Source organism: Saccharopolyspora sp. NPDC049426, assembly GCF_040676935.1.
Taxonomy (GTDB): Bacteria; Actinomycetota; Actinomycetes; order Mycobacteriales; family Pseudonocardiaceae; genus Saccharopolyspora.
This window is the reverse complement of record NZ_JBFAPZ010000003.1, coordinates 231,069-256,320: the sequence shown is the minus strand read 5'-3', so window position 1 is coordinate 256,320 and position 25,252 is coordinate 231,069. Positions and strand designations below refer to the sequence as shown.

24 protein-coding genes are annotated in these 25,252 nt (G+C 68.2%); 14 read left to right on the top strand and 10 right to left on the bottom strand.

Going from position 1 to position 25,252, the window contains the following annotated elements; translation table 11 throughout:
- Window position 1 precedes the first annotated feature (1 nt).
- The 5 genes from AB0J78_RS07365 to AB0J78_RS07345 all read left to right on the top strand — a co-directional run bounded on the left by AB0J78_RS07365 (window position 2) and on the right by AB0J78_RS07345 (window position 3,834).
- The gene (locus AB0J78_RS07365) at window positions 2–1,054 is read left to right on the top strand and encodes a lytic transglycosylase domain-containing protein (RefSeq protein ID WP_363787796.1); all 1,053 of its coding nucleotides are present in this window, start codon (window positions 2–4) and stop codon (window positions 1,052–1,054) included.
- Window positions 1,055–1,095: 41 nt separating this feature from the next.
- Entirely contained in the window at window positions 1,096–1,605 is a 510-nt protein-coding gene (locus tag AB0J78_RS07360) for a DUF2231 domain-containing protein (RefSeq protein WP_363787795.1), read from the top strand.
- Between the two features lie 14 nt (window positions 1,606–1,619).
- On the top strand, window positions 1,620–2,060 hold the full coding sequence (locus AB0J78_RS07355) for a Rieske (2Fe-2S) protein (RefSeq protein WP_363787794.1): 441 nt from the start codon (window positions 1,620–1,622) through the stop codon (window positions 2,058–2,060).
- Between the two features lie 111 nt (window positions 2,061–2,171).
- On the top strand, window positions 2,172–2,966 hold the full coding sequence (locus tag AB0J78_RS07350) for a serine protease (protein WP_363787793.1): 795 nt from the start codon (window positions 2,172–2,174) through the stop codon (window positions 2,964–2,966).
- A 130-nt stretch (window positions 2,967–3,096) separates the two neighbouring features.
- Window positions 3,097–3,834, top strand: coding sequence for a winged helix-turn-helix domain-containing protein (locus AB0J78_RS07345; protein WP_363787792.1), 738 nt, complete (start codon window positions 3,097–3,099; stop codon window positions 3,832–3,834).
- A gap of 301 nt (window positions 3,835–4,135) precedes the next feature.
- On the opposite strand, the gene AB0J78_RS07340 is transcribed toward AB0J78_RS07345, so the two are convergent.
- From AB0J78_RS07340 to AB0J78_RS07330, 3 genes are all read right to left on the bottom strand, one after another.
- On the bottom strand, window positions 4,136–4,576 hold the full coding sequence (locus AB0J78_RS07340) for an Rrf2 family transcriptional regulator (protein ID WP_363787791.1): 441 nt from the start codon (window positions 4,574–4,576) through the stop codon (window positions 4,136–4,138).
- Window positions 4,577–4,666: 90 nt separating this feature from the next.
- Window positions 4,667–5,251 carry a hypothetical protein gene (locus AB0J78_RS07335; RefSeq protein WP_363787790.1) on the bottom strand — a complete coding sequence of 195 codons (585 nt, stop codon included), beginning with the start codon at window positions 5,249–5,251 and terminating at the stop codon, window positions 4,667–4,669.
- 126 nt (window positions 5,252–5,377) lie between these two features.
- Entirely contained in the window at window positions 5,378–5,632 is a 255-nt protein-coding gene (locus AB0J78_RS07330; RefSeq protein WP_363787789.1) for a hypothetical protein, read from the bottom strand.
- 228 nt (window positions 5,633–5,860) lie between these two features.
- Here AB0J78_RS07330 and AB0J78_RS07325 point away from each other — a divergent pair, with 228 nt between their 5' ends.
- The 5 genes from AB0J78_RS07325 to AB0J78_RS07305 all read left to right on the top strand — a co-directional run bounded on the left by AB0J78_RS07325 (window position 5,861) and on the right by AB0J78_RS07305 (window position 13,826).
- Complete coding sequence (locus AB0J78_RS07325) at window positions 5,861–7,240, top strand: PepSY-associated TM helix domain-containing protein (protein ID WP_363787788.1); 1,380 nt, start codon at window positions 5,861–5,863, stop codon at window positions 7,238–7,240.
- Window positions 7,241–7,388: 148 nt separating this feature from the next.
- Window positions 7,389–8,804 carry a glycoside-pentoside-hexuronide (GPH):cation symporter gene (locus tag AB0J78_RS07320; protein ID WP_363787787.1) on the top strand — a complete coding sequence of 472 codons (1,416 nt, stop codon included), beginning with the start codon at window positions 7,389–7,391 and terminating at the stop codon, window positions 8,802–8,804.
- Complete coding sequence (locus AB0J78_RS07315; protein WP_363787786.1) at window positions 8,804–9,835, top strand: LacI family DNA-binding transcriptional regulator; 1,032 nt, start codon at window positions 8,804–8,806, stop codon at window positions 9,833–9,835. Before AB0J78_RS07320 ends, AB0J78_RS07315 begins: the two co-directional genes overlap by 1 nt.
- Before the next feature lie 34 nt (window positions 9,836–9,869).
- Window positions 9,870–11,378: a sulfatase gene (locus tag AB0J78_RS07310; RefSeq protein WP_363787785.1), complete on the top strand. Its 1,509-nt coding sequence runs from the start codon at window positions 9,870–9,872 to the stop codon at window positions 11,376–11,378.
- A gap of 24 nt (window positions 11,379–11,402) precedes the next feature.
- Window positions 11,403–13,826 (top strand): glycoside hydrolase family 3 C-terminal domain-containing protein, encoded by a 2,424-nt coding sequence (locus AB0J78_RS07305; RefSeq protein ID WP_363787784.1) that lies wholly within the window; start codon window positions 11,403–11,405, stop codon window positions 13,824–13,826.
- 142 nt (window positions 13,827–13,968) lie between these two features.
- On the opposite strand, the gene AB0J78_RS07300 is transcribed toward AB0J78_RS07305, so the two are convergent.
- From AB0J78_RS07300 to AB0J78_RS07290, 3 genes are read right to left on the bottom strand one after another with little or no spacing between them, the layout of a single operon-like run.
- Entirely contained in the window at window positions 13,969–15,099 is a 1,131-nt protein-coding gene (locus tag AB0J78_RS07300; RefSeq protein WP_363787783.1) for an acyl-CoA dehydrogenase family protein, read from the bottom strand.
- Between the two features lie 26 nt (window positions 15,100–15,125).
- Complete coding sequence (locus AB0J78_RS07295) at window positions 15,126–16,940, bottom strand: AMP-dependent synthetase/ligase (protein WP_363787782.1); 1,815 nt, start codon at window positions 16,938–16,940, stop codon at window positions 15,126–15,128.
- 31 nt (window positions 16,941–16,971) lie between these two features.
- Window positions 16,972–17,652, bottom strand: a complete 681-nt coding sequence (locus AB0J78_RS07290; RefSeq protein ID WP_363787781.1) for a TetR/AcrR family transcriptional regulator — start codon at window positions 17,650–17,652, stop codon at window positions 16,972–16,974.
- A gap of 124 nt (window positions 17,653–17,776) precedes the next feature.
- On the opposite strand from AB0J78_RS07290, the gene AB0J78_RS07285 reads away from it, so the two are divergent.
- Both AB0J78_RS07285 and AB0J78_RS07280 read left to right on the top strand, forming a co-directional pair.
- Window positions 17,777–18,994 carry an oxygenase MpaB family protein gene (locus AB0J78_RS07285; RefSeq protein ID WP_363787780.1) on the top strand — a complete coding sequence of 406 codons (1,218 nt, stop codon included), beginning with the start codon at window positions 17,777–17,779 and terminating at the stop codon, window positions 18,992–18,994.
- Between the two features lie 80 nt (window positions 18,995–19,074).
- Window positions 19,075–20,223 (top strand): oxygenase MpaB family protein, encoded by a 1,149-nt coding sequence (locus AB0J78_RS07280; RefSeq protein ID WP_363787779.1) that lies wholly within the window; start codon window positions 19,075–19,077, stop codon window positions 20,221–20,223.
- A gap of 111 nt (window positions 20,224–20,334) precedes the next feature.
- Here AB0J78_RS07280 and AB0J78_RS07275 read toward each other — a convergent pair whose 3' ends face one another.
- The 4 genes from AB0J78_RS07275 to AB0J78_RS07260 form a co-directional block, all read right to left on the bottom strand.
- Window positions 20,335–20,580: a hypothetical protein gene (locus AB0J78_RS07275; protein WP_363787778.1), complete on the bottom strand. Its 246-nt coding sequence runs from the start codon at window positions 20,578–20,580 to the stop codon at window positions 20,335–20,337.
- Between the two features lie 115 nt (window positions 20,581–20,695).
- On the bottom strand, window positions 20,696–20,944 hold the full coding sequence (locus AB0J78_RS07270) for a hypothetical protein (protein ID WP_363787777.1): 249 nt from the start codon (window positions 20,942–20,944) through the stop codon (window positions 20,696–20,698).
- A gap of 203 nt (window positions 20,945–21,147) precedes the next feature.
- Window positions 21,148–22,587: an MFS transporter gene (locus AB0J78_RS07265; RefSeq protein ID WP_363787776.1), complete on the bottom strand. Its 1,440-nt coding sequence runs from the start codon at window positions 22,585–22,587 to the stop codon at window positions 21,148–21,150.
- 135 nt (window positions 22,588–22,722) lie between these two features.
- A complete protein-coding gene (locus tag AB0J78_RS07260; RefSeq protein WP_363787775.1) occupies window positions 22,723–23,508 on the bottom strand; it encodes an IclR family transcriptional regulator in 786 nt (261 codons plus the stop codon).
- 121 nt (window positions 23,509–23,629) lie between these two features.
- Here AB0J78_RS07260 and AB0J78_RS07255 point away from each other — a divergent pair, with 121 nt between their 5' ends.
- On the top strand, window positions 23,630–23,989 hold the full coding sequence (locus AB0J78_RS07255; RefSeq protein WP_363787774.1) for a bifunctional 3-phenylpropionate/cinnamic acid dioxygenase ferredoxin subunit: 360 nt from the start codon (window positions 23,630–23,632) through the stop codon (window positions 23,987–23,989).
- The gene (locus tag AB0J78_RS07250; protein ID WP_363787773.1) at window positions 23,989–25,164 is read left to right on the top strand and encodes an FAD-dependent oxidoreductase; all 1,176 of its coding nucleotides are present in this window, start codon (window positions 23,989–23,991) and stop codon (window positions 25,162–25,164) included. Before AB0J78_RS07255 ends, AB0J78_RS07250 begins: the two co-directional genes overlap by 1 nt.
- Window positions 25,165–25,252: the final 88 nt, after the last annotated feature.

Below are 25,252 nucleotides of genomic sequence, written 5' to 3'. Positions count from 1 at the left end.
CGTGGCCACCGGGTTCCTGCTCGATCGCGCCGAGCACCGCACGCGGGCCCGCACCGCCACGGCGTTGTTGGCGGGGCTGTTCGCGCTGGCCGCGGTGGACGGGATGGTGCCGGGGACGGAAACGGCTTCCCGACCCGGCGCCGGCGCGGCACCACCGGTGCGTGCGGCCGTGGACGGGGGAACGCCGCTGTTCCTCGATCCACCACCGCCTCTGCCGGCCGGACCGCCCTCGCCCGCACCGGTTCGGCAAGGTGCGCTGGGGATTCCGGCGACCGTGCTGAGCGCGTACGAACGTGCCGCCGCCGTCCAGGCTGTCGCCGACTCGAGCTGCGGGCTCACGTGGCCGGTGCTGGCCGGGATCGGTCGGGTCGAGTCGCACCACGCGCGCAACGGAGACGTGACGCTCGACGGCACGATGCGCACGCCCATCTACGGGCCTCCGCTCAACGGGACCAGCGGCAACGCCGCCATCCGCAACGGTGGTGGGTGGGACCGCGCGGCGGGCCCGATGCAGTTCATCGCATCGACCTGGGCGGGTTGGGGCGTCGACGGATCGGCCGATGGGCGGGCGGACGTGCAGAACGTCTTCGACGCGACGCTGTCGGCAGGGCGGTACCTGTGCGCGAACGGCACCGACATGTCCACGATGGACGGACTGCGTGGAGCGCTGCTGCGCTACAACCATTCGAACACCTACGTGGACATCGTGATCGGATGGATCCGGAGGTACGAAACCGGTGTTCATCCGGTGCGGGACGGCGCCGGAGTCGACCTGGTGGCGGAGTCCTCCGGATTCGACGGCAACCCAGGTCCCGGAGCCGATCCCGCTGCGCCGGCCCCGGCCCCCGAGCCCGTCCCACCGGAAGCACCGACCCAGCCGGCCCCACCGACCGCGCCACCTCCCGAACCACCGGCCGAGTGCGGACCAGCTCTGGAGAAGGCGCCCGTGCTGTGCCCGGTGGGGACGGTGATCGGTGACATCACCGACGGGGTGGGCGCTCTCGTGCCCAACCGGCCCACCGCGCCGTCCCTGGAGATGCCGGACCCGCGGTGATGAACGCTCAGTCCACTGTGGTGTGTTGAAAGGAGAAGAGCATGCTTCCCGCTGGGATCGATGGGATTCCGCTGCACCCGCTCGTGGTTCACCTCGTCGTCGTGCTCGTACCTGCGGCCGCGTTCACCGTGCTCGTTTCAGTGATCTGGCCGGCGGCTCGCGAGCGATTGGGCTGGATCACGCCGGGACTGGCGTCATCAGCGGCGATCAGCGTGCCGATCGCGGAGAGCTCCGGTGAATCGCTGATCGAGGAAGTTCAGGTCTCCGCGCAGACCGCGACCCATGCCGAACTCGCTGAGGGGCTGCTGCCCTGGGTCGCCGGACTGGCCCTGTGGTCGGTGGCCGTCCACGTGTGGGGGCTTCGCGTGCGAGGCGGAACCGGAATCGCAGGGATGCCGAGGCGGCTCGTGGCCGTCGTGTTGATCACCGGCGCGATCGTGTTCAGCGCCGGGTCGACGGTGCAGGTGGTGCGGATCGGCGAGTCGGGGGCGCGGTCGGTGTGGACCGACGCCGCCGCAGTCCGGTTCGCCGGGAATGAAGTAGTCCGATGAGGAGGGAACACATCGTGGAGCACGAACCCGGAATTCACGTGGGCCGCCGCACGCTGATCGCAGGCACCGGAGCCGTGGCGGGAGCGTGGGCGCTGACGTCCTGCGCCGATGACGCCGAGCCCGCGGCCGCCCCGGAACAGGCGGCACTACCCGGGCAGATGTTCACGCTCACCACCGTGTCGCAGGTCCCGGTCGGTGGCGTGGTTTCCGTTCCGGGACCCGACGGCAAACCGGTGCTGGTCTCGCAGCCGGAACCCGGCACCGTCAAGGCCTTCGACTCGACCTGCACCCACAAGGGCTGCACCGTCAACGCCGGTGAGGCGAAGCTCCAGTGCCCGTGCCACGGCGCCGAGTTCGACCCCGCCAGCGGAGCTCCCGTTGCAGGCCCGGCGAAAGCACCGCTGGCAACGGTGAACGTCCACATCGACGAGCAAGGCAACGTCCACGCGGTCTGACACGCGCGTCTCAGCACGGATCTCGTTTCCAACATCCCAGTGAACCGCTCCGTCCTCCAGCGCACGGCGATCGCGCCCGCTTCCTGGAGGACGCGGCGGGAGAGGAGTCCCATGAGAAGAACCTCCGCACTGCTGGCCGTCCTGACGGCCGCGCTGCTGGGCCACGGTGTCGCACCGGCGGTGGCCGGCGCATCGGGAGAGCTGATCAACAGCAGTCCGGGAACGCTGGTCACGGGCGGTCACACCGCCACCGAGCAGTACCCCTGGATGGCATCGCTGCAGCGGCAGGGCCAACACAGCTGCGGCGGCTCGCTCGTCGCCGACCAGTGGGTGCTCACCGCCGCGCATTGCGTGCAGGAGGCGAGCCCGGCCGATCTCGGGCTCCGCATCGGAAGCCCGGACCACACCCGGGGCGGGACCGAGCGCGGTGTGTCCCAGATCGTCGTGCACCCGGACTACGCCACGAACGGCCCGAACGGCGACATCGCGTTGCTCAAGCTGGATCGAGCGACCTCGCAGACACCGATCCGGGTCGCCGACAGCTCCGGTGCCACCGGTACCCCGTCCAGGATCATCGGCTGGGGTCTGACCTGCCCGCTGCGCGGTTGCGGGCAGCCGCCCGAGCAGTTGCAGCAGATCGGAACGCAAGTCGCGGCCGATGCGGGATGCTCGCTGGGCGGTGTCGACGGCCCGACCGAGATCTGCACCGGAAGTCAGGAACTCCTGCTCGACAACGCCTGCTTCGGTGACTCGGGCGGCCCGCAGTTGGAAGGTTCTCCCGGCGACTGGCGCTTGACCGGGGTCACGAGCCGACTCGGCAGCGTGGTCCCCGTCTGCGGCACCGCCCCGTCGATCTACACCGATGCCACCGCGTACCGCGAGTGGATCGGTCAGACCATCGGCTGAGGCCACTGCGCCGACCGGTCCGCGCGGCGGCGGTCGGCGCAGTGCCGACTGCCGCGGGCAGGTCGCGTGCGCGGCATCGCCGGGCGGGGGCGCGAGAACTCAGCGACGAATTCCCAGGAGGGAGCTACGAGTGGAATGCGAGAACCGGTTGCACGGCGGCGCCCGAAGCCTGTCCGCGGACGCGTTGCAGAAGTTGCGACGGCAGGTCGTCGCCGAGGTCGAAGCCGGCCTGTCGATGAGCTGCGTCGCCCAGAACCACGGGATCTCCCGCAAGTCCGTCGGCAACTGGGTGCGCGAGTACCGCTCGAACGGCGAGCAGGCGTTCGTCGTCCGGAAGAAGGGCAGGCGCGCCGGGTCGCGGATGGCGTTGCTCCCGTCGCAGCAGGGGTGGGTGGTGCAGACGATCTCCGCCGGCCCTCCGGAGCGCGCGGGTTTGCCGTACCTGCTGTGGACGCGACGGGCGGTGGCGGAGTTGATCCGCGACCAGTTCGGCACCAGCCTCGGCCCGGCCACCATCGACCAGTACCTCGTGCGCTGGGGACTGACCACCAAATCGCTCCCGCCGATAGACCCGGGCGAACTGCCCGACGCGTCAGCCGGGGTGCAGCGGCTGGCAGTCGCCTGGGTGCGCCCTCAGCCGATGGCGGATTCCGGTCCCGTCCACGGGCTGCTGGCCGTGACCGGTCGTGGACTGCTCTTCTTCGAGCTGAGCACCCGGCCGTTCGACCGATCGGAACTGACCGATTTCCGACGGCGGCTGCGCATGCAGTTGGGGCGGTCGGTGGATCTCTTCATCAGGGCCTGGCCGCCGGAGGTCGCGGAGTTGCGGGAAGCGCTCTCGGATCCCGGCAAACCCCGAACGGTGTAGGTCAGCAATCGGCTCGAGCGAGGACGGGTGCGTCGCCTGATCAGCCGCAGGCGACGCACCCGTCGACGCCCGGCTCAGCGAGCCTCGGCGCTGCCTCGGTAGGTTCGCATCCACGCGCGGAGTGCCGGGGATGAGAGCGGGGCCAGGCCGCTCAGATCCGCAGGCGCTGCGGTGCGGCGAGGTGCGGTGGGAAAGGCGGCGAGCGCCGGCCGAGAGGGCTTCAAGGTCTGTTCGAAAGCTGTCGTGCCTGATGTCATCCCCGACCTCCATCGTGAATTGCTCGAATGCGGACGAAATCGGCTCAGCCCGCGTCGGAATACGAGGGTTGCCCGAGCCACGTCTCGCGTCCTGTCACCAGGTCTCGAACCGTGAGCGGATCCAGCGATGCGTAGAACGCCTCCTGCGCCACCCGCAGCGCCCCACGCAGTCCGCAAGCGCGCAGCAACGGGCACGGCGGGTCGTCAACGCAGCCGACGACGTCGCCGGAACCCTCGATCTCGCGGACGATCCAGCCCACCGACGCCTGCCTGCCCAGCGGGGTGAGCGTGAGGCCACCGCCGCGTCCGCGGCGCGCGTCCACGACCTCCAGGTGCTGGAGCTTGCTGACGGCCTTCGCGACATGGGTGTGCGGCGCACCCACCGCGATGGCCACCTCTTTGGCGGTGATGCGCCTGATGTCATCTCCTTGAGCGAGCCGCAGGACGATTCGCAGGGACAGGTCCGTGAACTTCGTCAACCGCACGAGGAGCACTCTGGGGAAGGTGGATGTCAGATGCGTATTTGCCGAGTGACGGCTTTGTGACGTTCGGTGTTCGTTGCCCGGAATGCTGCTTCAGCTCACGGTGCTGTCCTCGTCGTGCCAGCACTGTTCGCGGGGGCGGAGGAGTTCAGGGCTGTTCTGGCAGTCGCGCAGCGCGAACCCCGCGGCCAAGAGGACGAGCGACAACAGCAGGTCGTCGCCCAGATCGATCTCATGCTCCTGAGGTTCGGGACCGTCCAGCAGACCGATCGCCTCGTGGGCCAGTGCGGCGCACTCGGTTCCGATGTGCTCGCGCAGCGCGGCCACCGCCGCACCAGCCAGGCCTTCGTCCGGCGAGGCGTGCAGTGCTCGAGTCAACCGGTTGACCACCAGCACGAACAGCACCGTGCTGCCGAGGGTTTCCGCGACCTCGTCCGGCTCCGGTTCGCCGAGGGCCACGAGGAGGTCGGTCTCCGCGACTCGTCGGGCGAACCGGCGCGCCGGCTCGGCCGAGCGCTGGTCGAGCGTCGCTGCGAGCGCGTCCTCCAGGTCGGTGGACAGCAGCTCGATGAGTTCGGACAGGTCGGCCTCGTCGCCGGGTGCGGGCTGTTCCGGGACCACGGCGTGCTCCCGATGCGCGATGTCGTCGGCGGTGAAATGGCCTCCGGTGCCTGTCATGTTCCTCCTGCCGGGCTCGGTGGCCGCGGAAAATAGGTTCTGTTCGAAGCCATTTAAACAACCGCGTCATCGTCCGCCGGTGTCCGAAGTGTGACGCCCGTGCTAAACCCGCTCATTGATGCCGAGTCACCGCGAGCCGGTGTGCGAGCGCTGTTCGCGGAAGGTCGACGAACGATCGGCGGTCTGCCGGGCAAATTCGTGACACCCAGCATCACCGCTGCCGTCGCAGAACGTGCTGGTGGCGACCGCTGTTGTCGCACATCCGACCGGCGTCGCGGTGTCACGAGTTTCGCGATTCATTCCTGAGGTTCGAATTGGTTCTGCAGATTCTCCGCAATCGGATGAGAAGGCGCGAACATGGTTTTTACCGGCGATCGACATCGGTGCAACACCTCGCGGTCTAAGGTGCGTTCCGATTCCGCTGTCGACGGCTGGAATCACGAGGTAACACCGAGCACATGAGAATTGACCCAAGATACTGTTAAGGTTTCCTGAGAAGCGCTCGTGCATAGCGTTTTTCATGTCTGGAGGCGGAAATGAGCCGGCCCCAGGTGGAGAAGCTCCCTTTCCTCGTTCTGAAGCACTCGTTGAAGCAGGAAGGCCCACGCCGTGGTCGTAGGTGAACCGAAGACGATCGAGGTCATCGACAAGGCTGCTCCTGAGAATCGCTCCACCCGGTGGGCCGCGCTGCGACCGCTGCTGCTGCGCCTGCACTTCTACGCCGGTGTGCTCGTCGCGCCCTTCATCCTGACCGCCGCGATCACCGGCCTGCTGTACGTGCTTACACCGCAGCTGGAGGAGGCGCTGTACGGACAGCAGCTGCACGTGCCTGCCTCCGAGGCTCAGGCGCTGCTGTCGACCCAGGTCAACGTCGCGCGAAACGCACTGCCCGAGGCTGAACTCAAGGCGGTGCGTCCGGCCGCGAGTCCCACCGACACCACGCAGGTGATCTTCACGGCTGAGGATTTGCCCGAGAGCTACTACCGCACGGTGTTCGTCGATCCGCACGACGCCGAGATCCGCGGTGTGCTGGACACCTACGGCAGCAACCAGGCCCTGCCCCTGCGCGCGTGGGTATCGGAACTGCACCGCGGCCTGCACCTCGGCGACCTCGGGCGGATCTACAGCGAGCTGGCGGCGAGCTGGTTGTGGGTGGTGGTGCTCGGCGGCTTCGCCCTGTGGTTCGGTCGACGCGCGACCCGGAGGTTTCGGATCCGGCCGCCTGGCCGGACGCGTGTGCTGTCGTGGCACGGCTTGACCGGTGCCGGCATCGGGCTCGGCTTGCTGTTCCTCTCCGCGACCGGGCTGACCTGGTCGTCCTTCGCCGGGGGTACCATCGCGAAGCTGCGCGAGGCGCTGTCCTGGGAGACGCCGACGGTTGCCAAGGGGCTTCCGATGCGCGTCTCGTTCGAGCAGTCGAGCAGGCGGATCGACATCGGATACGACCAGGTGCGGCAGGTCGCCATCAACCACGGGTTGACCGGGCGGGTGGAGATCACCCCGTCGGAGCACATCGGTGCTGCCTACACCGTGCAGGAGATGGGGCGCAGCTGGCCCACCCAGCAGGATTCCGTGGCGATTCACCCCGTGACGGGGCAGATCACCGACAGCGTCCGGTTCGCCGAGTATCCCCTGATGGCCAAGCTGTCCCGTTGGGGTGTCGACGCGCACATGGGTCTGCTGTTCGGCTGGCTGAACCAGGTCGTCCTCGCCGTGCTGATGATCGCGGTCATCAGCGTGATCATCTGGGGTTACCGGATGTGGTGGCTGCGCCGCCCCACCCGCGGGTTCGGCAACCCACCGGCGCGCGGCGCCTGGCGCGGACTGCCCATACCCGTGCTGCTCGGCGGCGTGCTGGTGGTCATCGGTGTCGGCTGCGCGGTGCCACTGCTGGGAATCTCGCTGCTCGCATTCCTCTGCGCGGACGCACTGCTGGGCATGCGCGCACGCGCTGCCGGCGATGAGGGAGCCAGCAGACCCGTGGGGTGAACGAGTTCGCGACCCGTCGAGCGAGGTCGTCCAACGCCGCTGCACAGCTATTTTCTCCCGGATGGTGGGATCAACCGATTGAGCTTTGAGCTCAAACGTTTGAGTACTTAGCTTCAGTGGAGCTGACTCAATGGAGAGGGCTCCGCAGATGACCAACGTGCACGCCGCACAACAGCGCCCGGTGGTGCGCGCCTTCGGGTGGCGCGACCGGGTCGGCTACCTGTTCGGCGACCTCGGCAACGACTTCACCTTCATCTTCGCCTCGGCTTACCTGACCGTGTACTACACCAACGTCGCCGGGCTCAACGCGGCGCACGTGGGCACGGTGTTCCTGATCGCCAGGCTCATCGACGCGTTCACCGACGTCGGCTGGGGCCGCTTCCTCGACCGGCACACGCCCGGCCGGGGCGGTCGTTTCCGGCCGTGGATCGCTCGTATGGCGATTCCCGTGGCGGTGGCCAGCACGTTCATGTACGCGCCGTTCATCGCCGACTGGGACTACCCGGTCAAGCTCGGCTACGCAGCGGTCACCTACCTCGTGTGGGGATCGATCTTCTACACGACCACGAACATCTCGTACGGCTCGATGGTCTCGGTCATCAGCGAGGACCCGAGCCACCGCGCGTCGCTGTCGGTGTTCCGCGGGCTCGGGGCCAACAGCGCCGGACTGATCGTGTCCTTGGTGCCGCCACTGCTCATCTACGGGATGGTCGACGGCAGGTCGCAGATCGTGCCGTTCCGGTTCTTCGCCACCGCGCTGGTGTTCTCGGCGTGCGCGGCGTTGTTCTACTTCCTGTGCCACGCCGGGGTGCGCGAGCGCGTCGAAGCACCGGAGCCGGCCGAGCGCCGCGGCTTGGGCCGCCTGCTCCGCGTCCTGGCCGGTAGCCGACCGCTGCTCGTGGTGATCGCGTCGAACATCATCATCATGCTGGCGAGCCTGTTCCTGTCGACGATGGCCGCCTACCTGTGGCTCTACCACTTCAACAACGGCGCGATGTCCGGTCCCGCGCAACTGGCGATGTACGTGCCCGGTCTCCTCCTCGCACCGATCGCCGCGCGCTTCGCGTCGCGGTTCGGCAAGAAGGAAGTGCTCATCGTCGCGCTGCTCGGCGCGGCGGCGGTCTACCTCCTGCTCTTCGCGCTGCGGGTCAGCGACCCGTGGGTCTACGTCACGCTGAACCTGCTGGCGGGCTTCGGGATCGGGTTCTACAACCTGCTCGTCTGGGCGGTCATCGCCGACGTCATCGACTCCGAGGAGCTGCGCAGCGGTGAGCGCGACGACGGGTCGATCTACTCGATCAACACCTGGGCTCGCAAGGTGGGTCAGGCCGTCTCCGGTGGTATCGGTGGCTACGCCCTGGCGTTCGTCGGGTTCCAGAGCGGCAAGCCCGTCCAGAGCGACTCCACCGTCGAGGGGGTCTACGCGCTGGCGACCCTGGTGCCCGGAGTCCTGTTCGCCGTTGCGGCTTGCGTGCTGATGCTGTTCCCGCTCAGCAGAGCCCGCGTGGCCGCGCAGGCCGCCGAGCTCGACGCCCGACACGGCGCGCGGACCGGGGAGGCCTGATGCGACCGACCCTGAAGGACGTCGCGGAGCGCGCCGGCGTGTCGGTTTCGACGGTGTCCTACGTCCTCAACGACTCGTCGAAGGTGGTGCTGTCGGCCGAGACCCGGGCGCGCGTGCGGCGCATCGCCAAGGAGCTCGGCTACATCCCCAACAGCGTCGCCCGGTCGCTGCGCTCCCGTTCGAGCCACATCGTCGGCATGCTGGTGACCAAACCGCTCACCAATCCGCGTTTCGCGGCGATCGTGCAGGGGGCCAGCGTCGCGCTCGCCGAGAAGCGGATGCACCTCACCATCCTCTCCGACCCCTCCAGCGGGGCCTATCTCGAGGACTACCGGAGCGGCAGGCTCGACGGCATCGTGTTCGTCGGCCACGACGACGAAGCGGTACCCCAGGCTTTCGCCGACGCTTCACGGCTCGAGGGCCTGCCGCTCGTCGCGCTCGACTGCGGCGAGCCCGCGGACGACGCGTCGTACTCCACAGTGGACTTCGATTACGCGCGCGGAGCGCGACAGATGATCGAGCACGTCGCCGACCGCGGTTTCCGCGTCGTGCTGCACGTCCAGCCCGAGGTTGCCTCGCGCGCCAACCGGCAGCGGGAGCAGGCGATGCTGCGCGCACTCGCCGAGCACCCGTCGCTGTCCCTCGGGGTCGTGTCGACGGGGCTGACCAGCGAGCGGTTGCGGGAGTTCGAAGCGTCCCCGGTACGCATCGACGACCACGCGCGCGAGGTCGCCGCGCGAGTCGGCACCGCCATCGCCGCGACGCACGAGAAGCCCGAGGCAGTTGCCGTGGTGTGCTCGTGGGGAGCCGACGTGGAGGCGGTGATGTCGACCCCGCAGGTGCGCGCTGACGGAATCTTCGTCGGCGCGATGGCAGGTGGAACGCCCTCGACGCTCATCTGGCCCAACCTCGCCTATTCGCGCCTACCTCTCGAACGGGCCGGGGCGGAGAGCGCACGGCTGCTGATGCAGGAGGTCCGCGGTGGTCCCCACGAGCACCTCGTGCTGGACCCCGAGCTCGACGCCTCCTGACAGCATGACGATCAACCAGCGAAAGCAGGAACCGGTGACACGCACGAACATCGTCTTCATCATGTCCGACGACCACGCGGCGCACGCGATCTCGGCCTACGGCAGCCGGGTCAACACGACCCCGCACCTGGACCGGATCGCCGATGAGGGCATGCGGATGGACGGGACGTACTGCACCAACGCGATCTGCAGTCCGTCCCGCGCGACGATCCTCACCGGGACCTACAGCCACATCAACGGAGTCTCGTCCATCTGGACCGAAATGGACTACCGGGTTCCGACGTTCGTCGAGGTGCTGCGCGACAGCGGTTACGCCACAGCGCTGTTCGGCAAGTGGCACCTCGGAGAGCACTGGCGGTCACTACCGCGCGGGTTCGACGAGTGGAAGATCTTCCCCGGCCAAGGTGACTACGTCGACCCCGAGATGATCGATGCCACCGGCGCCTCGACGGTGCCGGGCTACGCCACCGACATCGTCACCGACCAGGCCATCGACTGGCTCGACAACCGCGACCAGGACAAGCCGTTCTGCATGATGGTGCACCACAAGGCACCGCACCGCCCGTGGGTCCCGGATGTCAAGCACCGGCACCTCTACGCCGACGGCACCATCCCGGAGCCCGAGACGTTCTTCGACGACCACGCCACCCGCAGCAAGGCCGTGCGCGGGGTGCACATGACCATCGCCGACGACCTGGGCGCCGAGGACCTCAAGTCCGACGTCCCCGCACACCTGCGCGGACCTGAGAACCGCGAGGCGCGGATGCGCTGGAAGTACCAGATCTACATGCGCGACTACCTGCAGTGCATCCAGTCCATCGACGACAACGTCGGACGCCTGCTCGACCACCTCGACGACACCGGGCTCGCCGAGAACACGCTCGTCGTCTACACCTCCGACCAGGGGTTCTTCCTGGGCGACCACGGCTGGTTCGACAAGCGGCTGATGTTCGACCAGTCGCTGCAGATGCCGATGCTCATCCGGTGGCCCGCGCAGATCGCCCCGGGAAGCCGGTGCGAGGAGATCATCACCAACGCCGACTTCGCGCCCACGTTCCTGGACGCGTGCGGCCTCGACACCGCCGAGGAGCTGCCGGCGGCGCAGGGCCGCAGCTTCCTCCCGCTGCTGCGCGGCGAGCAGGTCGACGACTGGCCGGACGCCGTGTACTACCGGTACTGGGAGCACGACGATCCCATCCACAACGCCCCCGCCCACTACGGCATCCGCACCGCCGACCACAAGCTCATCCACTACTACGGAGCCGGACTCGGCGTGCCCGGAGCTTCGGAGCGGATCTTCGATCCGGAGTGGGAGCTCTACGACCTCCGCGTCGACCCGGCGGAGCTGAACAACCTCGCCGACGACCCCGCGCACGCCGAGATCCGCCGCGAGCTGGAGGTGAAGCTGGCCGAATACCAGCGGCACTACGCCGACGCCCCCTACACCGGGCCCGGCACGCCGCAGCCGCAGTGGGGCCCGCACGACGCCGACATGCTGGCCAGAGTCGAGAAGTACGTCGCAGGCATTCGTGCGACGAGCTGACGTTCAACAGAGGGGAACCTGCGCATGACTGCCACCGACGACCGCATCGACGACCTCGTCGGCAAGCTCGGACTGGAGGAGAAGGTCCGGCTGCTGACCGGCCGTGACTTCTGGACGACGTGGCCGATCGAGGAGATCGGCTTGCGGCGGATGGTCGTCTCGGACGGCCCGAGCGGGGTGCGTGGTGAGGTGTGGGACGAGCGTTCGCCGTCGCTGAACCTGCCGTCGGCGACCTCGTTGTCCTCGTCTTGGGACACCGGCATCGCAGCCCGATACGGTGCGGTCGCGGCCGTGGAGGCACGCCGCAAGGGTGTCGACGTGGTGCTGGGGCCGACGATCAACCTGCACCGCTCTCCGCTGGGCGGCAGGCATTTCGAGGCTTTCAGCGAGGACCCGCTGCTCACCGCCCGGCTCGCTGCCGCCTACGTGCGGGGGTTGCAGGACAACGGCGTGGGGGCCACGCCGAAGCACTACGTGGCCAACGACTTCGAGACCGACCGGTTCACCGTCGACGTGCGGGTGAGCGAACGCGCCCTGCGGGAGGTCTACCTGCGGGCGTTCGAGGACGCCGTGGTGCAGGAGCGGGCGTGGCTGGTGATGAGCGCCTACAACTCGATCAACGGCGCCACGGCCACGGAGAACGAGCTGCTGGAGACACCGCTGAACAGCGAGTGGGGCTTCGACGGCGTGGTGATCAGCGACTGGACCGCCGTGCGCAGCGTTCGGAGCGCGAAGCACGCGCAAGACCTGGTGATGCCCGGTCCGCGGGGACCGTGGGGAGACAAGCTGGTCGAGGCGGTGCGCAGCGGTGCCATCGACGAAGCCGTCATCGACCGCAAGGTGCGCCGCATCCTGCACCTGGCGGCACGCGTCGGTGCGCTGGAGGGCTTCGAACCGGTCGAACCGGCGCGCTCGGAGGACGGCGCCGCCTTCGCCCGGGAGGCCGCCGTGGAGGGCTCCGTCCTGCTGGCCAACGACGGCATCCTGCCGCTGGCCGAACCGGCCCGCATCGCCGTGATCGGTCACAACGCGTTGCACGCTCGCAGCCAGGGCGGCGGGAGCGCCACCGTCCTGCCCGAACGGGTCGTGTCCCCGCTGGACGGCGTGCGTGCGGCGTTCCCGGACGCCGAGGTGTCCTACTCGTTGGGCGCGATCGTGCAGGAAGGGCTCGCCGAGCTCGACCGCGACGCGATGCGCAACCCCGTCACCGGCGAGCTCGGGGCGCGGGTCGAGATGCTCGATGCCCAGGGGGCACTGCTGTTCGCGGAGGATCGGCTGGCCAGCGGGCTGGTCTACTTCGGCGGGGACGCGCCCATCGGCGAGCTGGCGACCTTGGTCTTCGAAACCGACTACACACCGGCCGAATCCGGCCCGCAGCGCTTCGGCTTCGCGTCGGTGGGCACCGGCCGCATCTTCACCGATGGCGAGCTGGTCGCCGAGCGCACCACCGAGGCCGTCGGGACCGACCTCGGCGCCGCCTTCTTGTCGCCGCCCGCGGTGTCGGCGCCGGTGCAGTTCCGTTCCGGGCGCAGCGTGCGACTGCGCGTGGAATTCAGTCCGCAGCGCGTGGACGGTGGCCTGAGCAACGCGTTGAGCATCACCATCGGCACCGAACCGGCGGACGTGGATGCCGATGAGCTGATCGCTGATGCGGGCCGGGCCGCCGCCGGGGCCGATGTCGCGGTGGTCGTGGTGGGCACGAACTCCCGCGTCGAGTCGGAGGGCTACGACCGCACCGACCTGAGCCTTCCCGGGCGCCAGGACGATCTGGTGCGGGCGGTGCTCGCGGCGAACCCGCGCACGGTCGTGCTGGTCAACTCGGGTGCCCCGGTGCTGCTGCCGTGGCGGGAGCAGGCCGCGGCGATCGTGCTCAACTACTTCGCGGGGCAGGAGTACGGCGCGGCCGTCGGAGACCTCCTCACCGGCGCACGCGAGCCCGGCGGCAGGCTGCCCACCACGTGGCCGGCCGCCCTCGACGACGTCCCGGTGCTCGACGTGACTCCCGTGGACGGGACGCTCGCCTACGACGAGGACATCCACATCGGTTACCGCGCCTGGCTGCGCGCCGGAGCGGCACCGGCCTACCCGTTCGGGCACGGACTCGGCTACACGAGCTGGAGCCTGACGGATGTGACCACGACTCCGTTCACCGACGGCGTCACCACGGTCGGGCTGACCGCGCGCAACACAGGTGGCCGAGCGGGCAAGCACGTCGTGCAGGTCTACGCCTCGCGCCCCGACTCCGCGGTCGATCGGCCCGTCCGCTGGCTGGTCGGCTTCGCCACCGTGCGCGCAGCGGCCGGGGAAGTCGTGGACGTGCGCGTCCCGGTGCACGAGCGCGACCTGGCCCACTGGGAGGACGGCTGGCAGCACGAGCCGGGCGAGTACACCCTGCACATCGGGACGAGCGCGCTCGACATCGTCGCCACCACCACCGTGCGCCTGTAACGCCACACCCGTACGAAGCGTCCGCCCGCCATCCAAGAGTGCCGGGCGGACGCTTCGTTGACGGTATGTCGACAAGCCCGGGGAAGACCGTTGTCGAGCCTTTTCTCGACTTCCGGACCCGGGTAGAAGCGAGTCGGTTGGTTCAGAGTCCGTAGGTCTTGCCGATGATGTCGCGCTGGATCTCGCTGGTGCCGCCGTAGACGGTCGAGACCACGGTGGAGCGCAGCATCGATTCCATTCCGTACTCGGTGGTGTAGCCGTAGCCGCCGAGCATCTGCATGCCTTCCAGCGACACGTGTTTGGCGAGTTCGGTGCACTTGAGCTTGACCATCGACGCCTCGCGTGCGAAGACCCTGCCAGGTTCGGCGTCGATCTGCGCGGCCACGCTGTAGACCAGCAGTTGCGCGCATTCGAGCTCGGTGGCCATGTCGGCGATGCGGTGCTTGAGCGCTTGGAACGAGCCGATCGGACGCCCGAACTGCTCGCGCTGCCTGACGTAGTCGAGAGTGTCGTCGAACGCGCGCCGGGCGGCCCCGAGCATGCTTGCGCCGAGGATCATGCGCTCGAGGTTCAGACCGGCCATGAGCTGGTGCCAGGCTTGCCCGACGGTGCCGACGACGGAGGAGTCGGGTACGAAGCAGTCCGTGAAGTACAGGTCGTTGACCTCGCGTCCGCCCATCGTGTCGATCCCGCTGATCCGCAGGCCTTCGACTGAGGTGGGCACCATGAACTGCGTGAGGCCCTCGTGCTTCGAGGATTCCTTCGAGGTGCGGGCGATGAGCAGGATGTGATCGGCGATGTGGGCGTTGGAGCACCACGTCTTCTGCCCGTTGATCCGCCAGCCGCCGTCGACCTCGTCCGCTCGGCACGTCAGCGCGCCGACGTCGGATCCCGCGCCGGGCTCGGACATCGAGATCGCCTCGACCCGGCCGCGGATGACGCCTTCGAGCACGCGCTTCTTCTGCTCGCCGGTCGCGAACTTCTCGTACGCGGCGGCCGAGATGATCGAGGTGGCGAAACCGCCCATCGGGACGCGCCCGTAGGCGGTCTCCTCCAGGAACAGGCACAGCTCGGTCATGCCCTGCCCGGCACCGCCGAACTCCTCGGGCAGCGAGATGCCCAGCCAGCCGGCCTCGGCGAGCTTGGCGTAGATCCCCTCGTCGTGCGGTTGGGTCAGCGCGTCTCGTTGTTGCTGGGTGCCGCACTCGCGTCGGCAGAAGTCGGCCACGGCGTCGACGAAATCACGGCGTTGTTCGGTCAGAACCCGGGGCATGAGGGATGTCCTCTCGTGTGGATCGGTCAGCGGTACATCTCATCGATGAGGTCGGCGTAGGTGTCGTGGATGACCTCGCGGCGCAGGCTGAGCTTCGGGGTCAGTTCGCCGGATTCCGCCGTCCACGGGCCGGCGATCACCCGGTGTTCCTTGACCTGCTCGACCCGGGCCAGGTGCGCGTTGGTGCGGGCGACGAGCGCGTCGAGTTCGGCGCGCACGAGTGGGTGGAGCGCCAGTTCTGCCTGGTCGGTGGTGTCCAGCCCGCGTGCCTTCGCCCAGGCGGGGGCGCCGTCCTCGTCGAGGACGAGCAGGGCGGTGACGTAGCGGCGCCGGTCGCCGATCGCGAGGGCGTGCGCGACGAGAGGATGGGCTCGCAGCAGCGATTCGCTCCCGCTCGGGGCGATGTTCTTTCCGCCTGCGGTGATGATGAGGTCCTTCTTGCGGTCGGTGATCGTGACCATGCCGCGTTCGTCGACGACTCCGATGTCGCCGGTGGCCAGCCACCCGTCGGCGTCGGTCGCCGGTTCGATGCCGCCGTCGGCGTCGAGGTAGCCGGGGAACACCACGGGGCCGCGCACGAGCAGTTCGCCGTCGGGGGCCACGGACACCTCGACACCCGGTGCCGGTCGGCCGACGCTGCCGAGCGCGAAGGCTTCCGGGGTGCTCACCGTCGCCGCGCCCGTGGTCTCGCTCAAGCCCCACACCTCGTAGACCACGAGTCCCAGGCCGGCCAGCAACTCCAGGACGGAGGTGGGGATCGGTGCCGCCCCGCTCACGGCGCGATGGCACTCGTCGAGACCGATGGCGGCGCGGATCGGTCGCAGCACGGCCCGGTCGAGTTCGTCGTAGCGGTGCAGCAGGTCCGCCGGGACCTCCTCGTCGGCGGAGCGCAGGCGGAACACCTCCAGCGCGGCTTCGCGGGCGCTGTCGACCGCAGCTGCTTCGTCTCCGTCGAGCGTGCCGAGTCGTGCTGAAAGTCCGTCGGCCAGCTTCTCCCAGACCCTGGGGACCCCGAAGAATCCGTGTGGGCGCACGGCAAGCAGTGTGGGTAGCAGCTGGGCTTGATCGGGGCAGAGGGTGACGTGGCCGGCGTTGCAGATCGGCATGTAGATCCCGAGCACGCGTTCGGCGATGTGCGCCAGCGGCAGGTAGGACACCGACCGCGGATGGTCCGGGACGGGGATGAGGTGGTCCTGCATCGTCGACTCGTGGATGACGTTGCGGTGCGAGAGCACCACGCCCTTGGGCTCGCCCGTGGTGCCGGAGGTGTAGACGACGGTCAGCGGTTGCTCGGGCGTCGCCTCGTCGGTGAGATCCTCGAACGCCGCGTCGACGCCCGCCGCTCCCCGCAGTTCCGCGTAGCTCACGAACAGCGGGTCCGAGGATGGCGTTCCGGTGGGGTCCAGGACGACGATGGCGCGCAGCCCCGGCAACTCGTGGAGGACCGGCCGCCATCGGCTCAGTTGTTCGGCGTCCTCCAGCACGATCAGGGCGGCCGCGCTGTGACGGGCGATGAAGCGGATCTGTTCGGTGCTGAGCGTGTCGTAGGTCGTGCAGGGCAGTGCGCCGAGGTGGATCGCGGCGAGGTCGGCGACCCAGTGCTCGGGCCGGCGGGACATCGCGATGAGCATCCGCTCACCGGAACGGAGTCCGAGAGCCGACAGACCTCGGGTCAGGGCGGCGACCTCGGCACGCAGCCGCGACCAGCTCCAGGTGCTCGCGTCGGCATCGATGCCGCTGGTCAGCGCCGGGTGTTCGGGGAAGAGCCGCGCGTTGCGGCGCAGCAGCCCGGGAATCGTCGTGGCGTCGACCTCGTGGCGGATGGCGTCTGCTGTGGGCACGGCCTGTTCCCTTCATCGCGAACGGCGGTGGTCAGTGGGATGGCGGTTCGAGCATGGGCACGAGGAACCGGCGCGCGATGGCGCGCACCTGCTGGTCGTCGTCGAGGTCGATGCGATGGCTCGGGGTGACCAGGAACGATGTTGAGATGCGGACCATCATCTCGGCGACGACCTCGACGTCGACGTCCGCGGCGACGGTTCCCGCGCGTTGTTCTTTGCCGAGCCGCTCGGCGACGAAGCGGCTGACGGTGGTCATGGTCCTGCCGCCGTCGCCGATCATCGACGGCACGACGATCTCGGGTTCGGTGTCCATGAGCCCGCCGATGAGGGGATTGCTGCGGATCGCTCGCAGCGAGCTGGCGAAACCGACCTCTACTCGCTCAGCGACGGTCTCGGCGCCTTGGATGTCGAGCAGGAATTGGTCGAAGTAGCGGCGGAACTCGCGGCGGATGACCTGTTGAACCAGGGCGTCCTTGGTGCTGAACCGGCGGTAGACGGTGATCCGCGAGACCCCGGCTCGTTTGGCGACGTCCTCCATCGTTGATCGTCGGATGCCGATGCGGCGGAACTGCTCGTAGGCGGCTTCCAGGACGCGCTCAGTGGTCTCGTCGGTGGTCTCGGAACGGTCGATGGCCTCGGCGAACGCGCGCTCCAGCAACGACTCCCCGTGGTCGGTCCCGGGAGTGATCAGGCCGGACAGGATGGGTTCCACGAAGTCCTTCTTTCGACCGAGGTCTGGTGTTTCGGATCACGTTGTGTTTCTCTCTGATACAGAGAAGCACAATGCGTATCAAGATGCCAACCAGGGTGTCGGGAACTCGAGGAGGAGTTCGGCCATGGAAGAGCACAACAGGCGAAACGCGTTGAAGGTCGGCGGAGTGCTGGGCGCGCTCGGGGCGCTGAGCGCAGCGGGCTCCGCGCATGCTCGTCCTTTGTGGACGTGGCCCCCGGGCGGGTCGGTCGCCGGTACCGGTGCGGGTGTCGACCCGAAGTGGGTGTGGGACCCCGAGGCGGACGACCTGGTCGCTTCGCTGCTCGACCGGGGTGACGTGCCGCGGGTCAACGAACTGCTGCGGACGTGGACCAAGAACAGCCAGCCGCTGCCCGATGGATTGCCCGCTGACCTGCGCAATTTCCTGGAGCAGGCTCGGGCGCTGCCGTCGTGGGCGGATCAGGCGAAGCTCGATCAGGCCTACGACTTCACCGAGCGGCGAGGCTTGTACCTCGGGGTGTTGTACGGGATGGCCAGCGGGATGATGAGCACGGTCATCCCGAAGGAGGCGCGCGCGGTCTACCACTCCTACGGCGGTGCGAACATGAAGGACCGCGTCTCCAAGACCGCCAAGCTCGGCTACGACATCGGCACCCGCAACGCCTACCGCCCCGACGGCGAGATGATCGTGACCTGCGTGAAGACCCGTCTGGTGCACGCCGGCGTGCGGCATCTGCTGCCGCGATCGCCGCACTGGAACGAGGTCGCGCCGGAGGACATCCCGATCAGCCAGGCCGACATCATGGTCACCTGGCACAGCCTCGCGACCACGGTGCGGCAGAACCTGGACAAGTGGCAGGTGCCGATCCCGCCGGTCGATGCCGAGGCGTACCTGCATTCCTGGCAGGTCACGGCGCACATGCTCGGCGTCGACGACGAGTACATCCCGGCGTCGTGGGCCGAAGCCGATGCCCAGGCCGAGCAGGTGCTGGATCCGGTTCTGGAACCGACGCCCGAGGGCAACAACCTCGCCCAGATCCTGATGACCATGGGGCCGGACAGCGGCGCGTTCAGCAAGGCGCTCATCGGCGCGTTCACCCGCTACGTGCTCGGGGACCGCATCGCGGACTGGCTGGAGATCGCCCGCGAGCCCCTCTACGACCCGATGCTGCAGACACTCTGGCCGCCGTTCATCGCCGCGCGCGAGCTGGGCGTCCACTTCCCGGGTGCGCCCGAGACGTACTGGATGTTCGACGAGTTCCTGCGGCAGTCGATGCTGTTCTACCTCTCCGAAGGCGAGCAGATCAGCATCGAGATCCCGCAGAGCAACCGCCCGTCCTGAAGCCAGCAGGACGGGCCCCTGACCACGACCGGTGTTCTGGGGGCACCGGTCATCCCTCGGTTCGAAGAGGAGCGTGCAGCATGGCGGAGTTGAGCAGACGCGCGGCGTTGCTGGCCGGTGGTGCCACGGCGCTGGGTGCGTTGGTGGCGGCGTCCCCGGCGCAGGCGCGGGCGCTGGTCGGGTGGAACTGGTCGCCGACCGGGTCGGTGGCCGGGTCGAGATCCGGGATGGATCCGCACTGGGTGTGGGACGCCGAGGGTGATCCGTTGCTGGCGTCGCTGTTCGAGCGCGGTCTGATTCCGAGGATCAACGAGCTGCTGTGGGATTGGGAGCGCAATGACCAGGCGTTGCCCGATGGCTTGCCCGCGGATGTGCGGGACTTCCTGGAACGCGCCCGGCAGCTGCCGTCGTGGGCCGATCGCGACAAGCTCGAAGTCGCGGCCGAGTTCAACAAGGCGCGCGGGATCTACCTCAACCTGTGCAACGGGCCCGGCGGTGGCATCCTCGCGACCGCGATCCCCAAGGAAGCGCGCGCGGTCTACCACTCGGCAGGCGGCGCCGACATGGAGGACCGGGTCGCCAAGACGAGCCGTTTCGGCTTCTCGGTCGGCGCGCTCAACGCCTACCGACCTGATGGCACGTGCGTGATCGAGTGCGTGAAGACGAGGCTGGTGCACGCAGGGGTGCGCCATCTGCTGCCGCAGTCGCCGCACTGGCGAAACGGCGCGGGCGCCGACGAGGAGATCCCCATCAGCCAGGAGGACATGCTGGTCACCTGGCACACGCTGCCGACCTTCGCGATGCGCACGATGCGCGAGTGGGAGGTGCCGATCACCGACGACGAGGCCGAGGCCTACCTGCACGTCTGGCAGGTGACCGCGCACATGCTCGGCATCGCCGACGAGTACATCCCCGCCACCTGGGAGGCGGCCTACGCCCAGTCCGACCAGGTCCTGGCCCGCAACATGGGGCCGACGCCGGAGGGGGTCAGGCTCACCGACGTCCTGCTCGGCCAGCTCGCGGAGCAGACCAGCCCGGGCAGCGTGAGTCGCCCGATGTGCAACGCCCTCGCTCGCTACCTCGTCGGTGACCAGGCCGCCGACTGGGACGGCATCCCGCGAGAACCCGTGTGGGACAGGGTGATACCGGAAGCGTGGCCCTTCGTGGTCAAGTTCCCGGGAGGCGCTCATCACCGCTCCTGCGGTCCCCGAAGCCGCCTGGGCGCTTGACGAAGCCGCCCGCCAGTACATCTACTTCTACCTCACCAAGGGGGAGGAGACGAAGATCGTCATCCCCACTGGCAACCGACCGGAGTGATCAGTGACCCGCGTGCACCGAATTTACGGATAGGAGTTGATGTCCGCGCAGCCGTGTGCGGTCGCGACGAACTCATCCACGAACATCTGATGGACTTGGTGCGCCCGTTGCTGCGTGAGGCAGCGCCGGGCCGGCTTGGCGACTTCGGTGCAGGGCGCGGCGATGGTCGTCTCGTACTCCTCTTCGCCGGTCACCGGATCGACCCCGATCTGCGCTGTGGTGAACACCCAGGTCTGAGCTTCGATGGTGACCTCGGTCCGCCGCAACATGACTACGAACGCTACGGCCCTGGGCCCCGGCGGTGCAGAGTCCAAATCCCCCTGAGCACTGCCCGCCAATGGAGGAGATTTCGTCTTTCGACCGTCGTCCCGCTACGACAGACGGCTACGGGTCGTGAACTTGCGGCGTCAAGTCGATCCAGTCGTCGTCGTACACAGGGCACCGAGTCTTCAACCAGACCACGTTTCGGCGTGCTTCTTCTTCGGTGTCGAACCCGATGAGCGCCTGCTGCTCGCCGAAGACCAGGTAGGTGAGGAGCCACTTCGGCGGAATGAGTTCGAGGATGATCTCGTACGGCGGGAAAGGGAGCCAGTCGGAATGCCCCGCTTGCCACCGCCCGATGATCTCGGTCATCGATGCCCCTTAGCTGCGGTTGCTCACTGCAGTATCCGACGTGTGGTGGATGTTCGTTCGGGCCTTTCGACCCGAACGAACACCGGAAAATACTTGGCCCGGGTAGCAGGCCTTTGGTCACGGTGACGAAATGCGGTGCTTTCTCCGCTCCTGCTGACTGCTGAGGAGGGAGGAGGTGTTCGCTCGCTGGGGTTGACGTGTCGTCACTCCGGACGGTCCTTGAGCGGGTTTTCCATGGGTACGCCGTCTTCGGAGAGCGGGGGAGAGGGCAGGTCTGCGCTCGAGGTGAGCGGTGCCGCCCCGGTCAAGGGCCTTCCAGCCGTTTCTTTGAGGAAGAGAGTGCTCGCCAGCCCGATCGCTCCTGCGCCGATGAGGTAGTAGCCGGGCCAGTCGAGGTTCTCGGTCGTGGTGACCGCGACTCCGATGACCGTGGGTGCGGTCCCGGCGAAGGCTGACACGAAGACGTTGAAGATGATGGCGAGGCTGCCGTAGCGAATGAACGTGGGAAAGAGCGTGGGCAGGGTGGACGGTGTTACTGCTGCGAAGCAGAGCAGCGCAAAACCCATGATCAGCAGGCCGCAGACCTGACCGGGAAGGCCTGTCCGCAGCAGCCACACCGAAGGAAGGCCGAACAGGATCAGCGACACGCTTCCCGTGAGCAGGATGGGTTTCCTGCCGATTCGGTCGCTGAGCTTGCCGACGAAGATGATGGCGATCAGCATCGCGAGCATGACGGCGACCTGCAGCGTGGCCGACAAGGCGCCGCTGGTTCCGCTCTCGCCGTGGGCGGGCAGGGTCGTCGTCAGGTAGGTCGGCACGTAGTTCGTCAGCACGTAGTTGGTGACGTTCCAGGCGACGATCAGTCCGCCTGCGATCAGAACCGCAGAGCGGTAGTGCTTCGCCAAGATCTGGAAGACGCGGCGAAGTGCCATGGTGGCCATCGCCGGCGAGCGCTCCATCTGCTGCCGGAACGCCGGGGTCTCCTCGAGGTCCATCCGGAGGTACAGCCCGGTGACGCCCAGCGGGAGGGCGAGCATGAAGGGAAGCCGCCAACCCCACGTCAGCAGATCGTCTTCCGGCAGTGCGGCCACCAGGATCGAGGTGATTCCAGCGCCGAACATGTACCCGATGAGCGTGCCGAATTCCAGCAGGCTCCCGAGGGTGCCTCGCCTCCGGTCCGGGGCGTACTCGGCGACGAGCGTCAGCGCTCCGATGTACTCGCCACCCACCGAAAAGCCCTGCAGCATGCGGATGAACAGCACGATCAGCGGCGCTGCGATGCCGATCGAGCCGTAGCTGGGAACGAGCCCGAGCAGCGCGGTCGCAAGTGTCATCAGGAAGACCGTGGCGGACAGAACTCTGGTTCGGCCGAAGCGGTCCCCCAGCGGTCCTAGGATGATTCCGCCGAGTGGGCGGACCAGGAACGCGGCGGCGAAGGTGCCCAGGGTGAGCACCGGTGCCCACTCTCCGGCATCGGGGAAAAAGACCCGGTCGAGGGCGAGGGCGATGTAGGAATAGGTGCCGAAGTCGTACCACGTGGCGACGTTGCTCAAGGCTGCAGCCGTCGTCGCGCGACGAATCGTCTGCGCGTCCTCGATGGCCAACTTGCCGCCCGCCCCCGGTGGCACGGGCGTGCCGTTCACCCTGCCGGTCCGTTCGGCGGGACGTCCGATCGGGACGTTCGAGGAGCTCGACGCATGGTCACCTTCGGTGCACGCAGCTGATATATCTGTGCAAACTAATAGATGTGTCTGAGGCGGTCAAGGTTTTCGATGCGGCTACGGGCCTGCGAGCTGCTGCAAGCGGTCGAGGATCTCCTCGGCGGCCTCGCCGAGAGCTCGCGCCATGGCGGGGAAATCGGTCGCGCGGAGGTGATCGCTGTCGGCGGTGACGCTCAGCGCTCCAGCCACGCGCCCGCCCGGCCCTCGCACGGGGACGGCGACGGAGAGGAGCTCGGCCTCGAACTCCCCGCACGCGGTCGCCCAACCGCGATCCCGCACGCGGTTGAGGTCGGCCGTCAGGGCGCCGCGCGACACGATGGTGCGTTCGGTGAAGCGGGGCAGCGGTTGCCGCAGGACTTCCTCGAGCTGCTCGAAACCGAAGTGCGCCAGCAGCACCTTCCCGCTCGCGGTCGCGTGCAGCGGTAATCGGAGCCCGATCCAGTTGCGCTCCGTGCTCGGCTCCTGGGTGACGGTGGTGGCGCCTCCGCCGTCGAGGACGCTGAGGCTCACGGTCCCGCGCAGTTCGGAGGCCAGTCGGGTGCAGATGGATTTGCCCTCCCTCGCGATGTCCAGCTGTGCCGCGGTGGCGCCGGCGAGCCGGACGATGCCGAAGCCGAGCTGGAACTTGCCGCGAGAGCCCACTTGTTCGACGAACCGGAACTTCTCCATGGTCGTCATCAAGCGGGACACGGTCGACTTGTGCACGCCCAGCTCGCGCGCCAGCTCGGTGGCGCCGGAGGGTCCGCGCTGTCCCAGCAGGACGAGCATGGACAGGGCTCGCTCCACGGCCTGGGTGGCGGTCCGGGGTTCTGCGGTACCCGTGACCTTGCTCTTGTTGTGCATCCTGCAACTCCGAAATCAGCGCGGGTTGATTTGGGGTCGGTTAATTGACGGCAAACGATACGTGCCGGATGCTCTGTTGCGAATCGCACGTCGTGTTCCGCAATCAGCAACAGGAGCTACGATGATCTTAGTTGGCGCGGCGGCCGATATCCCGGTCGGAGAGTCAGTACGTGTGCAGGGCAGCGTGGCGATCGCGGTCTTCAACGCGGACGGCACCTTCTACGCGATCGACGACACGTGCACCCACCAGGATGCGTCGCTTTCGGACGGTTGGCTCGAGGACTGCGCGGTCGAGTGCCCCTTGCACGCCGCCTGCTTCGACCTCCGCACCGGAAAACCCAGCGGGCCGCCCGCGCGGAAACCCGTGCGAACGCATGAGGTGGTCATCGTCGACGGGCAGGTGTTCGTGAGCGAAACGATCGAGGTTGGCGCGGATGCTGATGCGGACGTTGCCGGAGTGCTTGGCGAAGGGGTTCGTTGATGCAGACCATTGCCGTTGTCGGTGCGTCCCTCGCCGGGGTGACCGCTACCCGATCCCTGCGCGATCAGGGATTCGAGGGGCGCATCGTCGTGGTCGGCGACGAGGCCCACGCGCCTTACGATCGCCCGCCACTGTCGAAGGACTTCTTGGCCGGGACGGTTTCGGAAGAGGACCTGACACTGGCGACGCCCGAGGACGACGAGCTGCGCGCGGAGTGGCGCCTCGGGAACCCGGCGACCGCTCTCGACACCGGTGATCGGGCGGTGGTGCTCGGCGACGGCGACCGGATCGTGGCCGACGGCGTGGTGCTGGCGACTGGTGCCCGGGCCAAGAACCTGCCCTGGAACCTGCCGAAGGGCGTGCACACCCTTCGCACGCTTGACGACGCGCGGGCGCTGCGCGACGAGCTGGTCGTGGGAGCCCGCCTGGTCGTGATCGGAGCGGGGTTCATCGGTTCCGAAATCGCCTCGACGGCGGTGGGCTTGGGCGTTGAAGTCGATGTCGTCGAATCCTCGCCGGTGCCGCTGCTGAAGCCGCTCGGTGCGGAGATGGGCGAGGTCTGCGCCGGGTTGCACGCGACGAAGGGCGTGCGGCTGCACACCGGCGCTGCTCTGGCCGAACTGGTCGGTCGTGAGCAGGTGAGGGCCGTCCGCTTGTCCGACGGTCGCGAACTGCCCGCCGACGTGGTGGTGGTCGGGATCGGCGCGGAACCGTGCGTGGAATGGCTGCGCGGGTCCGGCGTCGACCTCGACGACGGCGTCGTGACCGAGGCACGAGGCCTGACCAACGTCCCCGGCGTCGTCGCGGTGGGGGACTGCGCCAACTCACACCGCAACTTCCTCGGTGCGTCGCGCCGCCTGGAGCACTGGACCAATGCTCTGCAGCAGCCCGTCGTCGCGGTGTCCGCCCTCCTCGGCCGGGACTACGTACCGCCGGCTCACCACGAGGTGCCGTACTTCTGGTCGGACCAGTACGGCCACAAGATCCAGTTCGCCGGTCGCCGCACCGAGAGCTCCAAGGTCGAAGTGATCGAGGGGAGCCTCGAATCGCTCGACTTCCTCGTGCTCTACCGCGATCAGGACGGCAACCCGGAAGGGGTTCTCGGGATCGATCACGCCCGCTCGTTCGGGAGGTGGCGTCGCCAGCTGGCGGGTTTCCAGCCAGCCGGGCGCTGACGCATTCGCGCAGTCGGCTCGTCCTGCCAGGGCTGTGGCTCGCGGGCGCTCATCGGGCTCGCAGGTTCCTGGAACCCTCCGCACCTTC

Excerpts from the sequence above, each read along its gene's own strand:
- AB0J78_RS07360 (WP_363787795.1), top strand. The coding sequence starts at position 1,096 with ATGCTTCCCGCTGGGATCGATGGGATTCCGCTGCACCCGCTCGTGGTT.
- AB0J78_RS07350 (WP_363787793.1), top strand. The coding sequence starts at position 2,172 with ATGAGAAGAACCTCCGCACTGCTGGCCGTCCTGACGGCCGCGCTGCTG.
- AB0J78_RS07335 (WP_363787790.1), bottom strand. The coding sequence starts at position 5,251 with ATGACAGGCACCGGAGGCCATTTCACCGCCGACGACATCGCGCATCGG.
- AB0J78_RS07330 (WP_363787789.1), bottom strand. The coding sequence starts at position 5,632 with ATGTCGATCGCCGGTAAAAACCATGTTCGCGCCTTCTCATCCGATTGC.
- AB0J78_RS07320 (WP_363787787.1), top strand. The coding sequence starts at position 7,389 with ATGACCAACGTGCACGCCGCACAACAGCGCCCGGTGGTGCGCGCCTTC.
- AB0J78_RS07315 (WP_363787786.1), top strand. The coding sequence starts at position 8,804 with ATGCGACCGACCCTGAAGGACGTCGCGGAGCGCGCCGGCGTGTCGGTT.
- AB0J78_RS07305 (WP_363787784.1), top strand. The coding sequence starts at position 11,403 with ATGACTGCCACCGACGACCGCATCGACGACCTCGTCGGCAAGCTCGGA.
- AB0J78_RS07300 (WP_363787783.1), bottom strand. The coding sequence starts at position 15,099 with ATGCCCCGGGTTCTGACCGAACAACGCCGTGATTTCGTCGACGCCGTG.
- AB0J78_RS07285 (WP_363787780.1), top strand. The coding sequence starts at position 17,777 with ATGGAAGAGCACAACAGGCGAAACGCGTTGAAGGTCGGCGGAGTGCTG.
- AB0J78_RS07280 (WP_363787779.1), top strand. The coding sequence starts at position 19,075 with ATGGCGGAGTTGAGCAGACGCGCGGCGTTGCTGGCCGGTGGTGCCACG.
- AB0J78_RS07275 (WP_363787778.1), bottom strand. The coding sequence starts at position 20,580 with ATGTTGCGGCGGACCGAGGTCACCATCGAAGCTCAGACCTGGGTGTTC.
- AB0J78_RS07270 (WP_363787777.1), bottom strand. The coding sequence starts at position 20,944 with ATGACCGAGATCATCGGGCGGTGGCAAGCGGGGCATTCCGACTGGCTC.
- AB0J78_RS07260 (WP_363787775.1), bottom strand. The coding sequence starts at position 23,508 with ATGCACAACAAGAGCAAGGTCACGGGTACCGCAGAACCCCGGACCGCC.
- AB0J78_RS07255 (WP_363787774.1), top strand. The coding sequence starts at position 23,630 with ATGATCTTAGTTGGCGCGGCGGCCGATATCCCGGTCGGAGAGTCAGTA.
- AB0J78_RS07250 (WP_363787773.1), top strand. The coding sequence starts at position 23,989 with ATGCAGACCATTGCCGTTGTCGGTGCGTCCCTCGCCGGGGTGACCGCT.